This is a genomic window from Rufibacter hautae, from assembly GCF_008271695.1.
Lineage (GTDB): Bacteria > Bacteroidota > Bacteroidia > Cytophagales > Hymenobacteraceae > Nibribacter > Nibribacter hautae.
Genome location: NZ_VKKY01000003.1, coordinates 846728 through 861559, shown reverse-complemented (window position 1 = coordinate 861559; position 14832 = coordinate 846728). Strand labels below are relative to the sequence as shown.

Genomic DNA, 14832 nt, shown 5'->3' with positions numbered 1-14832 from the left:
CCAACTACGTCATCTTGGAACGACTATATGGGCAAGCTATGCTAGCGTTGAAGCAGCGTCTTTCTGGCTTGCCCACAAAATCCTTTCAGGTGGACAAACATAGAGGAAAGCTCTACTCAGGAAGCTTTGCAACTTATTCTCACCCAAACGCATATAACCTTCATCCACCAGCCAATATCCGCTATGAAGAAAAATCCGCAACGCTTTCTCCCCAACCGAAGAAGTTTCTTGAAAGGCTTTTCCCTGGTCCTTGGCTCCACTGCCTTCGGCTTTCCTTTCTTCTCGTTCGGTTCTTGCCAATCGGGTGGTACTTCCGGCGCTGAGCAGGAAAGCCAGCCAGCCGCCGAAAACCAAGGCAACACCAAGAAACTGGGCATTGCGCTGGTGGGGCTGGGCGGCTACGCCGAGCATCAGTTGGCCCCGGCCCTGAAGGAAACCCAGCACTGCTACCTGGCGGGCATTGTCACCGGCACGCCTTCCAAGATAGACCGCTGGAAGTCTGAGTACAACATCCCCGACAAGAACGTCTACAGCTACGAGAACTTCGACCAGATTGCCAACAACCCCGATATTGACGCGGTGTACATTGTGTTGCCCAACGGCCTGCACGCCGAGTACACCATCAGGGCGGCCAAAGCCAGAAAACACGTCATCTGCGAGAAACCCATGGCTACCAGCGTGGCCGATGCCCAGCGCATGCTGGACGCCTGCCGGGAAAACAATGTGCAGCTGACTATCGGGTATCGGTTGCACTTTGAGCCGCACAACAAACGTGTGATGGAACTGGGGCAGAAGCAGGTGTTTGGCAAGGTCCAAAGCATTGAAGCCAGAAACGGTTTCAACATTACGGGGTCAAACCCCAACGTCTGGCGCCTGGACAAGAAACTGGCTGGCGGCGGACCGCTGATGGACATGGGCGTTTACTGCGTGCAAGGGGCCTGCTACACGCTGGGCCAAACCCCGGTGGCCGTGACCGCCAAGTTCGGGGAAGTGACCCACAAAACCCATTTTGCCGAGGTGGAGCAATCCATTGACTGGCAGATGGAGTTTGCCGACGGTGTCATTGCCGACTGCAGCTCCAGTTACGCCGAGGGCCAGGGTTTACTGGCTGGCAAAGCCGCGAACGGGTGGTGGCGTTTAAGCCCTGCGTATTCATATTCAGGCCTGCAAGGAGAAACCAGCAAAGGCAAAATGAATTACCCGCAGGTCTATGAACAGGCGCTGCAAATGGATGCCCAGGCACTCAGCTTCAAGAACAAACAAAAGTTACCAATCTCGGGCGAAATGGGCCTGCGCGACGTGAAAATCCTGATGGCCATCTATGAATCGGCCCGCAACAACGGCAAGCGAGTGACCATTTCTTAACGGGAGTCTGCTTTGATCCTAAGCCTTAAAGTCAGCAACGGATATAAAACCGAATCGGGCCTGTTTTTCAAAAAACAGGCCCGATTCGGTTTCTATGACTCAGAACTCCGGACTCAGGACTCAGGACTAAATCGTAGGAGTACCGCCGGTGACCTGCACGGTGGAACCGGTCATGTAGCTGGAGTCTTCCGAGGCCAGCAGCACGTAGATCGCCGATAGCTCCACGGGTTGGCCGGGGCGTTTCAGCGGCGTATCTTTCCCGAAGGTTTTTACATTCTCTTTGGGCATGGTGGCAGGGATGAGCGGCGTCCAGATGGGGCCAGGGGCCACGCAGTTCACCCGGATGCCTTTGTCGGCAAGGATCTGGCCCAGGTTGGCGGTGAAGTTCTGGATGGCGCCTTTGGTGGCGGCGTACGGCAACAGCATGGGCGAGGGCTTGTAGGCATTCACCGAGGTGGTGTTGATGATGGTGGCGCCCGGCTTCATGTGCGGCTCGGCGGCTTTGCACAGGTAGAACATGGCGTACACATTGGTCTTGAACGTTTTGTCAAACTCCTCGCTGGAGATGTCCTGCATAGACTCCCGCGCCATCTGGAACGCGGCGTTGTTCACCAGAATGTCAATCTGCCCGAACTCGTCTACGGCGCGCTGCACAATGGCCTTGCAGTGGGCCTCGTCGGTGATGTCGCCGGGCACCAGCACCGCTTTGCGGCCCGCCTGCTCAATCCATTTGGCGGTGTCGCGGGCGTCTTCTTCCTCGTTGAGGTACGAAATGAGCACATCGGCCCCTTCCCGCGCAAACGCGATGGCCGCCGCTTTCCCAATCCCCGAGTCGCCCCCGGTGATGATGGCTTTGCGGCCGGTCAGTTTTCCCGAGCCCTTGTAAGATTCCTCGCCGTGGTCCGGCTTTATGTCCATCTCTGATTCTTCGCCCGGTTCACTCTGCGTGGACTCGCTGAAGGGCGGTTTGTCAAACTTCTCCTGAGGGTCTTGCTGCTGGGTTGGATCTTGGTTTGAATTCATAGTTTCTAAATGGTTGGAACTGTAACACCCATTTTGAAACGATACCAAAAGCAAAGGGTTGAACTCCAGCTTCCTGGATGGCCCCATTTCGCCTGTTTAGAAAACCTGCCAGGCAAATTCCGTATTAATTCCTAACCTTACCCCATGATGGTTCCCGTGTTTCCTACCTCCTATTCTACCTTACAAGCCGATGCGCTCGCCTCGTTTGTCTCAGAGCAGTACAACCTTGGCCCGGTGCAAGGAAAGTTTCTGACCAGAGGCGTGGGAGACACTTACCTCATCGTCGCGCCAAGTTCCCCATACATACTGCGGGTGTACCGCGCGTCACACAGGAACTACACGCAAGTAAAGGCCGAAATTGACCTACTTTTAGCCTTGAAAAATGCGGAGGTCTCTGTTTCTTACCCGATTTCAGATAAACAAGGCCAAACGATTCAGACGCTGTCTGCCGCCGAGGGAAACCGATGCGCCGTGCTGTTCAGCTATGCGCCCGGCCGGATGGTTCCGCTGCTGACCGAAAAACAGTTGCACCTCCTGGGGCAGGAAATGGCTAAGTTTCATAGTGTTTCTTCCTTGGTGCCGCTGAACGAGGCACGATGGCTACTGGATGTGGAAACCACGCTTACCCAGCCCCTACAAGCCATCAAAGACTTTTTCTTGGAAGACCCAGAAGAGTATGCCTGGCTGCAGGAAGCGGCGGCCATAGCCCGGGCGCGCCTGGCGCAGTTCAACACCAGCGCCTTTTCCTTTGGCTACTGCCACTATGATTTCTTCCCGAAGAACTTCCACTTTGACGGCGACGAGAAACTCACGCTGTTTGATTTCGATTTTCTGGGACGGGGCTGGTTGGTGAACGATGTAATGGTCTTCTGGCAACACCTCTGCCTTGACGTGCACTACGGGAAAATGAAACAGGAATCTGCCGATCACGCGTTTCAGATATTTCTCTCTGGTTATCGAGCGGTTCGTCCGCTTTCAGAGGAAGAGTTAGCTGCCATGCCCTACTTGGCTTTAGGTTTCTGGGTATTTTATTTAGGCTTTTACGCCACACATGACCACTTCCTTCCGCTTCTGCAAAACCCCAGGCTAAAGGCCCGTGTCCAGCTCATTCGGCAAATCACCGAGAGGTATTGGGAGAAAGCATCATGAGAGAGTATTTCATGGCTACATCCACCGATAGGCAGGAACAGCCCAACTAATCTTTATCCTCACGAAGGACCTCAATAGACGTACCCATCTTAAAAGCTAGTTTCAGGCCTATTTTCTAAAACGGTCTTGAAAACGGAAACTGGCGCAACGCTACTGCATCAGTTTCTTGCGCATGATCTCATGGAAGGCACTGCGGTACGTATCGCCCAGGGCGATGTCTGCCTTGATGTTCTTGAGCTGGATCTGGTTGCCCTCAATGGCGGTGATCTTGTTCAGGGCAATGATGAAGGACTTGTGCACGCGCATGAACTGTTTGGCGGGCAGCCGTTCCTCCAGCGCTTTCATGTTCAGGAGCGCCAGGGTGCGATGCCCGTTGTGATGAATGGCCACATAGTTTTTCATGCCCTCCACGTAATCAATGTCCGGGAGGTTGATCTTGAGCATTTTGCCTTTCAGCTCCGTTTTTACAAAAATGTAGTCGTTCTCCAGCGGCTCGACCAAAGGATTGGGCACTTGTTGAGCCGAGGTTTCTACGGGCATGGCGCGTTGCACAGCCCGCAGGAAACGGGGTAGCGAGATGGGCTTCAGAAGGTAATCCACTACTTCCAGGTCAAAGCCTTCGGCGGCGAACTCTGAGTAAGCGGTGGTCATGATCACTTTGCACCGGCCGTTGATAGCGCGCACCATGTCCAGCCCCGAGAGCTCCGGCATCTGGATGTCCAGAAACACCAGGTCCACGGGTTGCGAGTTGATGATCTGCAGCGCCTCCAGCGGATTGGCAGTAGCGCCCACCAGTTGCAGCGCGGGTACCTGTTTCAGGTGGTGTTTGATCACCTCCTGGGCGTGTTCTTCATCGTCCACAATGAGACAGTTCATAGAAATGGGCTAGTTTGAAAAGGAAGCCGGAATGGCCGATAAGTGAACGTTGGCAGATGGCTGGGCAACCTGCGGCAATTGAATTTGAAGGGAAATAGTGTAGAACTCCTCCTCGTCCTGCACCTCCAGCAGATGCCGGTTCGGGTAAGCGGCCGCCAGGCGCTTCCGGGTATTGTCCAGCCCAATACCGTGCGAAGTTTCCTTGGGGCCGGTTCTCTTCTTGTTGACTACTGTGAACGTGAGCTGATTCTGCGGACTGACTTCCAACGTAAACCGCAGCGGATGCGCGGCATTGGTGAGTTCGCCGTGCTTGAACGCGTTTTCCACCATCGTGATCAATACCAGCGGAATAATCCGGAGACCGTGCAACTCTCCCCGCAGCTGGAAATCGATCTGCAGGCGATGGCTGAACCGGAGCTGGTTGATTTTGATGACGTTGCGCAGGTGCTCTACTTCTTTGGTGAGCAGCACGGTGCCGTTCTGGTCCTCGTCGCTTTCCAGAGAGTAGCGCATAATGTCGCAGAGGGTGAGAATCCCGTCCGAGAGTTCGTCTGAGTGCCCCAGGGATTTGGCGTAAAAAAAATTGAGCGTGTTGTGCAGGAAATGCGGATTGATCTGCGCCCGCAGAAACGCGTACTCGGCCTCCAGTTTGCCTTTTTCAGCTTCCAGTTTCTGCTGCATCGTCAGTTTCAGTTCCCGCGTTTTCTTGCCGGTCTGCCGTAAGTAATAGTACCCCAGTGACAGCGCCGAGAGCAAAACGTACAGCCACAACGCATCGCGCCAGTATGCCCAAGAGGTGAACGTCTGTAAGGTGGGCCACACCACGTCCTGCCGGAACGCCATGGGCCGCCACACCTGAATGGTGAACACCAGCACCACAAAACAGGCCAACAGGAAGATCGCTTCGGTGATAACCAACTTCAAGTATTGCTGCCCCGGCAGATACCGGAAGAGCAGGAAATTGCTGCCATAAAATGCAAAAGCAGCTGGCAGAAATATGACGCACATCCGGAGCAAACCCAGTGAGTTCAGGTGAAAGGACCCCGATGTGATGGCCCACATGCACAGAAATCCTACCCACACGCCCAAGTGCGCCAGAATGACCCGGTATTTTTTAAGGAACTGCCAGAGCGCCATTTTCAAGGATTGGTTTAGGGAAGAAAGCCACCGCGCGGAGCCGGTTTGCCTGTTGCTAAAAGTATCGCCAAATCCAGAGAAACGAAAATCTGGACTTGGCATTCTGTTCAGGGGGTTATGTGCCTTACTTTTGAGGGGCATCCTTCCATCATTTTTTAGAGCTGGGGTCTAGTTTCTGAATCATCTTTTTGGCGTTATCACTGCTGGGATCTAATGCTAAGGCCTGCTTGTAGCTTTTCAAACCCAGCTCATTGTTCCCGTTGGCCAGATACGCTTCACCTAAACTGTCAAAAGCGTTGGCAGAGGTGGGAAATTCGCGGGTGTTCAATTCAAAGATGGCAATGGCATCCTCCACGCGTTTTGATTCCAGCAGATGGTAGCCCAGTTGATTCAACTCCGCCTCAGCGGACTCAAAATGGTAGTCTTTGGCCTGAGTGGCTTTAAGGTGGTTGTAAAAGGCAATGGTCTTCTCCCGGCCTTCCTGCTTCAGTTTCTGCAGTAAATCTATGTACAGGGAGTTCCAAGGCACCATGCCCGAGATAATGCTGGCCGTGTTGGGACCTGATTCATTGGTGATGACCACGATGCCGCTATTGAGCTGCGGATAGAACGAAAACCAGGTCTGAGTCCCAAACGCCCCTCCATGACCGGATACCGCTTTAGCGTCTTTCTCTCCCCTTATGGTCCAGAAATACCCGTGGGAAGTCCCGGCCACCAGTTCCTGTGATTTTTGGGCCATGGCGTTGGTTTTGTCTAATTGAAACGCCATGTACTTCATCAAATCGGGCAGGGTAGATTTCAGACCGCCGTCAGCCCCCCAGAGCGGACTCTCCATGTGCGGCATGAGCACTCCTTTTTCATTGTAACCATTTGCTAACCTTTTCTGCTCTGCCTGGCTCAACTGCATTTTAGTGGTTTGCAGCCTCGCCTTTTGAAAGATGGTTTGCGCTAACAGTTCTTCAAACGGTTTCCCGTAGATGTTCTCCAACAGGAGCGCCACTAAGTTAGGGTTCACATTGGAGTAGGTATACCCACTTCCCGGCGCAGTCTTGAGTTTGACGAGGTGCAGATCTTTCACAAACCGCTCTTTGGAATAGTCTTTGGCTAAGGCATGCAGCTTGAAAGCCAGGCTGTCTCCCGGGTTCTGCCAGATGTGATCGTCCAAGGGCAAGGCGCGGGGCAAGCCGCTGGAATGGGTAAGCAAATGCTTGATCTGGATGGGTTTGCCTTCAAACATGAGATTAGGGTATTCTTCCGTCAGGTATTTTCTGATGTCATCTTCCAGGGTCAGTTTCCCCTCCAGCAGGGCATTGGCCACGAGAGTGCCCGTAAAGGTTTTGGAGATGGAGGCGATCTCATAAATGGTGGAATCAGAAGGTTTATTCCCTTTTCCGGGGTCAAGCTCCCCATAGTAGAAGAGGCTGGTTTTGCCGTCTTTGTACACCCCAATAGCAGCCGAATGAATCTCCGGATGGCTCAGAAGCCAGGCGGCTTGTTTGTCAATCATTCCTTGCACCGGATCTTTTCCTTTCGTTTCCTCCAACCCAGTTGGAGAGGCAGTCTGCACCCGGCAGGCCGTAAAGGAAAGCAGCAACAACAAAAGACCGAAGGCATTTCTCATAGTTAGTATATAGGGAGATAAAAGCCGAATGTAAGTTTTCTACTTGGTTCTACAGGGTTTGCGGGGACAATTTTTCTAACCCTTTGAAATCTGATGCGGCACCTAGAAGAGACCTTTGATCTATTCCTGTTTCAGGGCCGTTTTGGCGAAAATGGCCCCGAAACAGAGGATTCTTTCATTCGCCCTAGGTTTCTAGTTGCTTTCCATTCTGAATTTCTCCTCCTCGTTGCCGGTTTTGCGGTTTTTGCTTCCTTTCACGTTTTTGTTCCCGAAACGGTAAGAGAAGTTAAGGCGCACCAGGCGGCTCTCCATCTTGTTTTCGCTCACGCCCCGCACCCCAAACGACTCAGTTTCATAGCGGGTGGTGCGGGTGTTGAACACATCGGTCACGTTGAGGGTGAGGGTGCCCTGGTTGTCTAGCACGCTTTTGGAGAGGCCCACATTGCCGCTGTACTGCGCCTTAAAGGCATAGGCCCCAAATGTCATGGGCGACATGTACGAAGCGAAGATCTCGGCTTTGAAGCCTTTGCCCAGTTGCAAGGTGTTGCTGCTGGAGAGCATGAACGTGCCGCGGGAATCCTTGAATTGGGCCGCACCGTTGGCAAATACCTGAGCGTACAGAAACCCTACCGTGTTGCTGGAGTTCCATTTGCCCGAGTAAAAGCCTTTCACGTGGGTGATGGTGCCGCTCCACTGGTCGGCGCTGTTGAAATTGGCGAAGGAGCTTACCACGGCCTCGGTTCCTTCCAGTGGCCGCACCACCTCAGACAACACATTCAGATGCCGGCCGTAGCTCAAAGAAGTAAAAAGGGAGTTGTTCAAGGTGTGCGATACTTCAAAATTGTGCGAGATGGACGGCTGCACGTTCGGGTTGCCCTGGGCGTACGAATACTGGCTGAGGTAGGTCACAAAGGGGTTCACGATATCGAACCGGAAGCGGTCTATCTTCTTGCGGTAAGACACACCCACCTGCTGCTTCGCTGACACCGCGTACTGGCCAGACACGCTGGGGAAGAGGTTGAAATAGTCTCTCTTTTTTTCCTGCCCCAAGGTGAGAGAAGTGCCTTTGGTGGTGGTCTGCTCAGCCCTCAAGCCTAGTTGCAAGCTCACTTTCTGGACAGTGGTGCTGTAGGAAGCGTAGGCGGCGTTGATGTTCTCGCGGTACACGAAGTGGTTGGTCTTGCCGGCATCCACAGACCAGTCACCTGTAGCGGAGCGTCCTTCCCAGAAAATATCGTTGTCGGTTTTGGTGAACGTGGATTTTAGGCCGGCTTCCAAGGACCCTTTTTTCAGGGGATGCACCAGGTCTGCCGTTATGGTCTGGATGGCGTTGCTGGCCGGAGAATCATCGCGCAGGAATGAGGCCGGCTGGTGCTCTTCTCCCCCTCCGTGGTAGTACCGGGTAGCAAACTGGTTCTGCCAGTCTTTCCCGTAGCTGAAATAATCGGCGCCCAGGCGCAGTTCGGTTCCCGCAGAATCCAGCAGCGTTTTGTAGAACACGTTCACTGAGGGGCTCACCACCTGGCTTTTACCTTCTATGTCCACGGTGGAAAGGTCGCCGGGCATTCCGTTCTGAGACAACTGAGAAACGGTAGTACCAACGCGGCGGCGCTGGTTCAGCATGCCCCGCACCAGAATTCCGCCAGAGGCTTTTTTGCTGAAGTCATAGTCCAGACCTGCTTTGAACGAATTGTTATCTTGGGTTCTTACTTCGTGGGTGCGCTCCTGGATGCGGCTTTCCTGGTTCAGGAGGCGGTCTGAGGTGAGCGTGGTGAATGATTGGCTGTGCTGACGATCCAGGCTGCCGTAGACATTTAGTTTGGCAGTGCGGTGGTTCAGGCTGAGGCCTCCGTTGTAGCGGGCTTTCTGCCCGGCGCCGGTGCCCAGCGTCAACGTGCCGTTGGTGCCGTAGTTCTTGTTTTTGGCCGTGATGATGTTGATGACCGCGCCGCCCGCTGCATCGTACTTCGCCGACGGATTGGCGATCACCTCCACTTTAGAAACCCCATTGGTGGGCATCGAGCTTAGGAAATTCTTCAGGTCTTCGCCGCTCAGGTTGGTGTTCTTGCTGTCAATCAACACCAGCGCGTTTCTGCCCCGCACCTGGAAACCACCGTTCTGCTCCACTACCCCCGGCGCCCGTGAGATTACCTCATCAGTCGGTCCTCCGGCCGCTAACGGACTCTCGGCCACGTTTAACACCAGCTTATCGGCTTGCTGCTCAATGAAGGGTTTGTAGCCGGTCACGGTTACGGCTTTCAGTAGCTTGGCATCTGTGGGCAGGAACAAGGCGATCGGTTTTAGGATCTCGGCGGCTCCCACTTGCAGCGAATCTACTTTCACTTTCTTGTACCCCAGGTAATCGGCGGTCAGGAAATATAGTCCCTGCGGCAGGTTCGTTAGCTGAAATCCACCTTTGTCATCGGTGATGACTGCTTCTACGAAGGCGGCGTCTGCGTATTTCTTCAACTGTATGGTGGCATACGACAGCACTTGTTGGTGCAGGCTGTCTTTCACGGTGCCGCTTATCTGGCCGGGATTTACCTGGGCCTGGCCGGTGAAAGCGGTGAAACTAAGCAGTAATACTCCGAGGGTTTTGGCGAAAGTAGAGGTTTTCATGAGGCGTTTGGTTAAGGAATGATCAAACATATCCCATCCGCTCCACGCCCTGAAAACTTCTACACCAACGGCCTTTTGCCCGGTACCAACGCCGGCAATTCCCCATATTCCTGGTTAAAACAGGAGTAGTTTCGGTCAAGTTGGAAGTCTGCTTTCCGCCTGTTTTTGAAAAATCGGCTCTGAAACGCCTACCTACTATTACCTCGTTCCTGCATGATGCCTTCGCCTTCCCTCTCGTGATTCCTTGAAGGATAGCGAAAGAATGAGCTTTGCAGTAGCCAAACAAACAGAAGAACCGTATACTCGCACCTGAATTGCCGCTTCAGAAAACCTCTGCTGGACTTCTGGCGGCTTCTATCTTTGCTTATGACCACACCTGCTTCCTCCCCCGCGCACCCAGAACTTACCAAACTCAACCTTTGGGTCATGACCATCGCCACGGGCATGGTGGTGGCCAATCTGTATTACAACCAGCCGCTGCTGGGCAAAATCGCGGTGACGTTTGGGGTATCAGAGGCCTCGGCGGGAAGTCTGGCCATGCTCACCCAGATCGGGTACGCCGTGGGCATGCTTTTTATCATACCGCTGGGCGATATGCTGCGCCGCAAGCGATTGATCATGATTGATTTCGCAGCCATTATCATTGCCTTGCTGCTGGCGGCGGTGGCGGTGAACATCCAGTCGTTGATGGTGGCTAGTTTCTTGATCGGGGCTACCTCGGTTATTCCGCAGTTGTTGGTGCCCATGGCGGCGCACCTGGCCAAACCCGAGGCCCGGGGCCGCACGGTGGGCTTTGTAATGAGCGGTTTGTTGATTGGCATTCTCTTGTCGCGCACGGTGAGCGGCTTTGTGGGCGCGCATCTGGGCTGGCGGGCCATGTTTTACATTGCGGCCGGCATGATGGCGGCGCTCTGGGCAGCCCTGTATTTCCTGTTACCCGAGGTACACCCCGATTTCAAGGGCAACTACAAAAACCTGATGAAGTCGCTGATTCACCTGATCAAAGAGCAACCCATGCTGCGGCTCGTTTCCTTGCGCGGGGCTTTATGCTATGCTACTTTCGGGGCGTTCTGGACCACGCTGGTGTTTCTGCTGCAGGAGCCGCCTTTCAATATGGGCAGTGATGCCGCTGGATTATTCGGATTGGTGGGTGCCGCCGGGGCCTTGGGTGCCTCTTACATGGGTCGCCTCAACGACAAAGGAAATGCGTATACCGTGACTACGGTGACCATCGCGCTCATCTTGCTTTCCTACGTTGTCTTCGGGTTCTCTGGGAGTAGTATTGTAGGCCTGGTGATTGGCGTGATACTGCTAGACTTGGGTGTGCAGGCCACCCACATCTCTAACCAGACCTTCATCTTCTCCCTCATCCCCGAGGCCCGCAACCGCCTGAACACGGTGTATATGGTGACCTATTTTGCGGGAGGCGCCTCGGGCACGTTCATCGCGAGCCAGGCCTGGCATCTCTGGAAATGGAACGGCGTAGTGGCGGTAGGCCTGGTCTTCTCCGGGTTGGCTTTGCTGCTGCATTTGTTGTTCATGCGCCATGTAAATTCCCCGGCACCTAGCGTGGCCAAGCCTTAAAAACGAATTCCCGTTTAGGGACAATTTTTTAAAAATGGCTCCTAAACGGGAATTCGGCAGAAGTGAGCATCCTTGGGTTTACTCGAAGAACAGGTAAAGCGGATACTATTTCGTTAAGGTTTTAAGAGTTGGCCGTTAATCTCCGCCGCCGCAGTCGCCTCCATCGGCTCCGCAATCGCCGCCATCCCCGCTGCAGTCTGAGCTATCGGAATCAAAGGCAGAGCCACTCACAAAATCGTCTGGCGCGCTGATGAACCCCATGCGGGAGGCGTCTGATTGGCGCGAATCACCTATCTTTTTCATCAGATAGATGACCAGGATCGTACACCCTATAAAAATCAACAGGCCCATGGGTGGAAGTTTTAGTTAATCCTGAACTGATGTTTTTTGCTCATCTACTAGTTGGCTGTGGCCGTGGAAGCTTGGCCGTACTGCTGCACGTCTACCTGGGTCTCTTTCCCTTCGCGCAGGGTCACTTTGAAGAGGTAATCATATTGGTAATCGGCAATCTCAGTGAAGGGTTTCTTGCCGCCCAAGGCTTCCAGTAACGACAGCACGGTGTTGGAATGCCCGGCTACCACCACGGTTTTGCCAGCGTACTCCTTCTTTATTTTCTCTACCAGACTGGTAAAATCGCGGGCGTCATAGATCTGGACTGTCTGCTGCAGGGTTGTGGCCAGGGGTTGCAGGGTTTGCTGCGTGCGCTTGTATTTAGTAGCGAAAAGCGCGGCTACCGGCGCAGCGGCAAACTTGGTTTTCAAGACCTCGGCCCGTTTCTGGCCTGCTTCTGACAAATCGGGGTCATCGGTCATATTGCCGTTGGAGGCCGCTTTCTCGGCGTGGCGCACCAGGTACACGACCGTCTCAGAGGCTTTAACCTTGGCCGCGGCCCCTGCTTTCCTTTTACCGGGGCCATTCTGCGCCGAGGCGCTGAACAAGACACCCATGCTCAGAACACAGGTAAACAGCAGAAAGAGAAAGGGGTTGCCAGATTTCATTTGAGAAATTTTCATTTGCCTGATATAGTGGGAATAAGCTGATTCTAAGTTCAGATGCTTTCTTAAGAGAAGCTTTACCAAATGTAACAAGTTATCAGCACAAACCTATCTACAGCAAAAGGCGATGTTGCGTCAGCACAAGCCCTAACCGCAACATCGCCTGATTTAGAATTATTTACTCTGGCTTTTTAGCCCGGAATCTCACCAGGGGCAACGCTGGGCAGTTTTATTTCAAAGCTGGTCCCCTCCCCCACTTTGCTTTGGACCGAAATCTCGCCGCCGGCATTTTCTACAATGCGCTTCACAATGTACAAGCCCACGCCTGATCCTTCCACGTGCTGATGCACCCGTTTGAACATGCCGAAGATCTGGCTTAAGTGGTGTTCTTCTATGCCTAACCCGTTGTCTTCAATACGTAGCATAATTCCGCCATCCCCAAGGGTAGCCGTGGATATTTTTACCACCGGTTTACGGTCTGGATGATGGTACTTGATGCTGTTGCTGATGAGGTTGTACAACACGCTCCGGAGGTTCTTTTTGGAAAAACGAATAGCGGGTGCCGCCGTTACCTGGGTGTTGATTGTGGCCTTACTGGTAAAAATCAGTTCTGCGTTGATTACTTTGAACTCCTCTACCAACTCCTCCAGGTAGACCACTTCCTGGCCGGTTTCTACCTGTTTTTGAATTTTAGAGATCTCGGTGAGCTCATCAATGGTGTTCTTAAACCTGATGATCGCTTTTTCAATCATGACCAGCAAAGGTTCTACCGGTTCGGTCTGGGCACCCAGGTCGTGTAACTCTTCCTGTAGGGCTTTCACCAACCCTTGCAGATTAGCGATAGGGGATTTGAGGTCATGCGAGGCGGTGTAGACAAAGTTATCCAGGTCAGCGTTAGTACGTTCCAGATCCGTGTTTTTCTGGGTGAGCTCGGCGTTCATTTTCTGCAGCTCCTCCTGGGCCGTTGCCAACCGTTCAATCAGCAGTTTCTGCTCATGAATATCCGTCGCGGTCCCGAACCACTTCAGCACCTCTCCTTTCTCGTTTTTCAGCGGAATGGCCCTGGCCAGGTACCAGCGGTAATTCCCGCCCCAATGCCTTACCCTGAACTCAATCTCGTAATCCTGGCCGGTTTGAATGGAATTTCCCCAGGTGGCGGCGGCCCTTTCTTTGTCTTCGGGGTGCAAGGCTCCAATCCATTGCTCGCCCAGTACATCTGTTTGGGGCAGCCCGGTGTATGTCTGCCAATGCCCGTTTACATAGTCCAGCTCTCCCTCTACCGTGGCGGTAAAAGCGATTTGAGGCATGGCCGAAAGCAGGGTTTGCATTTGCGAAACCGTACCAAGCAGCTCCTGGCGGTTTCTTTTCTCTTCGGTAATGTCGCGCACCTCAATCACGGTAGAAATAGGGATACCGTTTTCGTCAAAAATGGGGCTAGCGGCGCAGGAAACCGGAAAAGAAGTCCCGTCTTTCCGGAAGAACACGTCTTCATGCGCCCGCACGTCAAAGTTTTGGGGCAGGGCCCTGTCTAACGGACACTCCTCCAAAGGATAGTGCGAACCATCTGGCCGATGGTGGTGAATCATGTAATGCAGCTGTTGGGCCCTGATTTCGTCAAAGGTATAGCCCACCATTTCCACGGCCGCGGGGTTCATGAAGGTACAATATCCGGTGGCGTCCATCATGAAGAGGGCACCGGTAGCATTGTCGGTGATGGTTTTGGTGAGATAGTTCTGCTTTTCCAGTTCCTCGGCGCGAGCCTGGATTCTGTTCTCCAGCTCGGTGTTCAAGGCCTGGAGGGCTGCGTTAGATTCTTTCAGCTCTTCCTCCAGATGGTGGCAGTCTTTCAGAACCATCCCCCACTCTATGGCTGTACCTGCCAGATCAGCGGCCATCTCTAAGAGCTGGACTTCTTCTTCAGAGGGAGCCCTTTCGGTTTTATAGTAAATGGCGAAGGTCCCCAACACCTTTTCATCCTGCGCAGACAGAATAGGCTGCGACCAACAGGCCTTAAACCCATGGTCCAAGGCTTGCTGATAGTTTGCCCACTTAAGGTCGGTGGCAATGCTCTCCACAATGACCCGCTCCCTGGTAAACGCCGCCGTACCGCAAGACCCCGCCGAAGGCCCAATCTGGGTTCCATCAATCGCTTTTAGATAGGTGTCAGGTAAACCGGGGGCGCTTAGGTGTTGAAGTTTGTCATCTTTCAACAGTAAAACCGAAGAAAAAATAGCTGGGTAGGCTTTTTCAAGGGTGAGAAGGAGCGTGTCCATCACTTCCGCTAAGGGCACCCCACTCATCAATCTTTTTCTTACTTGCCGTTGAGCAGCGTTAAAGATAACTGCCGTAGAGGATTTGCTTAGGAAATCTGGTAATTGGTCTGTAATGGACATGAAGTGCGGGTTACTGCAATGGAAAACTACTGAATTAATACCTCAACGCAGGAAAAACTTTCCTATAACT

11 protein-coding genes are annotated in these 14832 nt (G+C 53.3%); 3 read left to right on the top strand and 8 right to left on the bottom strand.

Annotation, left to right across the window (positions count from 1 at the left end; translation table 11 throughout):
• Positions 1-183: 183 nt before the first annotated feature.
• Positions 184-1365 (top strand): Gfo/Idh/MocA family protein, encoded by a 1182-nt coding sequence (locus FOA19_RS20050; RefSeq protein WP_149092617.1) that lies wholly within the window; start codon positions 184-186, stop codon positions 1363-1365.
• A 126-nt stretch (positions 1366-1491) separates the two neighbouring features.
• Here the strand turns inward: FOA19_RS20050 and FOA19_RS20045 are convergent, their stop codons facing one another.
• Positions 1492-2388 carry an SDR family oxidoreductase gene (locus tag FOA19_RS20045; RefSeq protein WP_149092616.1) on the bottom strand — a complete coding sequence of 299 codons (897 nt, stop codon included), beginning with the start codon at positions 2386-2388 and terminating at the stop codon, positions 1492-1494.
• 144 nt (positions 2389-2532) lie between these two features.
• Here FOA19_RS20045 and FOA19_RS20040 point away from each other — a divergent pair, with 144 nt between their 5' ends.
• Positions 2533-3537 (top strand): phosphotransferase enzyme family protein, encoded by a 1005-nt coding sequence (locus FOA19_RS20040; RefSeq protein ID WP_149092615.1) that lies wholly within the window; start codon positions 2533-2535, stop codon positions 3535-3537.
• A 150-nt stretch (positions 3538-3687) separates the two neighbouring features.
• Here FOA19_RS20040 and FOA19_RS20035 read toward each other — a convergent pair whose 3' ends face one another.
• From FOA19_RS20035 to FOA19_RS20020, 4 genes are all read right to left on the bottom strand, one after another.
• On the bottom strand, positions 3688-4413 hold the full coding sequence (locus tag FOA19_RS20035; protein WP_149092614.1) for a LytR/AlgR family response regulator transcription factor: 726 nt from the start codon (positions 4411-4413) through the stop codon (positions 3688-3690).
• Positions 4414-4422: 9 nt separating this feature from the next.
• The gene (locus tag FOA19_RS20030) at positions 4423-5652 is read right to left on the bottom strand and encodes a sensor histidine kinase (protein ID WP_190300484.1); all 1230 of its coding nucleotides are present in this window, start codon (positions 5650-5652) and stop codon (positions 4423-4425) included.
• A 46-nt stretch (positions 5653-5698) separates the two neighbouring features.
• Positions 5699-7171: a serine hydrolase domain-containing protein gene (locus FOA19_RS20025; protein ID WP_149092612.1), complete on the bottom strand. Its 1473-nt coding sequence runs from the start codon at positions 7169-7171 to the stop codon at positions 5699-5701.
• A 192-nt stretch (positions 7172-7363) separates the two neighbouring features.
• Positions 7364-9790, bottom strand: a complete 2427-nt coding sequence (locus tag FOA19_RS20020) for an outer membrane beta-barrel family protein (RefSeq protein ID WP_190300483.1) — start codon at positions 9788-9790, stop codon at positions 7364-7366.
• A 366-nt stretch (positions 9791-10156) separates the two neighbouring features.
• Here FOA19_RS20020 and FOA19_RS20015 point away from each other — a divergent pair, with 366 nt between their 5' ends.
• Entirely contained in the window at positions 10157-11374 is a 1218-nt protein-coding gene (locus FOA19_RS20015; protein ID WP_223808993.1) for an MFS transporter, read from the top strand.
• Positions 11375-11509: 135 nt separating this feature from the next.
• Here the strand turns inward: FOA19_RS20015 and FOA19_RS20010 are convergent, their stop codons facing one another.
• The 3 genes from FOA19_RS20010 to FOA19_RS20000 form a co-directional block, all read right to left on the bottom strand.
• Entirely contained in the window at positions 11510-11725 is a 216-nt protein-coding gene (locus tag FOA19_RS20010) for a hypothetical protein (protein ID WP_149092610.1), read from the bottom strand.
• Positions 11726-11772: 47 nt separating this feature from the next.
• The gene (locus FOA19_RS20005) at positions 11773-12387 is read right to left on the bottom strand and encodes a SixA phosphatase family protein (protein ID WP_149092609.1); all 615 of its coding nucleotides are present in this window, start codon (positions 12385-12387) and stop codon (positions 11773-11775) included.
• Positions 12388-12560: 173 nt separating this feature from the next.
• Positions 12561-14762: a PAS domain S-box protein gene (locus FOA19_RS20000; protein WP_149092608.1), complete on the bottom strand. Its 2202-nt coding sequence runs from the start codon at positions 14760-14762 to the stop codon at positions 12561-12563.
• Positions 14763-14832 lie beyond the last annotated feature (70 nt).

What these genes read in the sequence shown, in the direction of transcription:
- FOA19_RS20050 (WP_149092617.1), top strand. Translation starts at nt 184, where the DNA reads ATGAAGAAAAATCCGCAACGCTTTCTCCCCAACCGAAGAAGTTTCTTG.
- FOA19_RS20045 (WP_149092616.1), bottom strand. Translation starts at nt 2,388, where the DNA reads ATGAATTCAAACCAAGATCCAACCCAGCAGCAAGACCCTCAGGAGAAG.
- FOA19_RS20040 (WP_149092615.1), top strand. Translation starts at nt 2,533, where the DNA reads ATGATGGTTCCCGTGTTTCCTACCTCCTATTCTACCTTACAAGCCGAT.
- FOA19_RS20035 (WP_149092614.1), bottom strand. Translation starts at nt 4,413, where the DNA reads ATGAACTGTCTCATTGTGGACGATGAAGAACACGCCCAGGAGGTGATC.
- FOA19_RS20030 (WP_190300484.1), bottom strand. Translation starts at nt 5,652, where the DNA reads ATGCCAAGTCCAGATTTTCGTTTCTCTGGATTTGGCGATACTTTTAGC.
- FOA19_RS20025 (WP_149092612.1), bottom strand. Translation starts at nt 7,171, where the DNA reads ATGAGAAATGCCTTCGGTCTTTTGTTGTTGCTGCTTTCCTTTACGGCC.
- FOA19_RS20020 (WP_190300483.1), bottom strand. Translation starts at nt 9,790, where the DNA reads ATGAAAACCTCTACTTTCGCCAAAACCCTCGGAGTATTACTGCTTAGT.
- FOA19_RS20015 (WP_223808993.1), top strand. Translation starts at nt 10,157, where the DNA reads ATGACCACACCTGCTTCCTCCCCCGCGCACCCAGAACTTACCAAACTC.
- FOA19_RS20010 (WP_149092610.1), bottom strand. Translation starts at nt 11,725, where the DNA reads ATGGGCCTGTTGATTTTTATAGGGTGTACGATCCTGGTCATCTATCTG.
- FOA19_RS20005 (WP_149092609.1), bottom strand. Translation starts at nt 12,387, where the DNA reads ATGAAAATTTCTCAAATGAAATCTGGCAACCCCTTTCTCTTTCTGCTG.
- FOA19_RS20000 (WP_149092608.1), bottom strand. Translation starts at nt 14,762, where the DNA reads ATGTCCATTACAGACCAATTACCAGATTTCCTAAGCAAATCCTCTACG.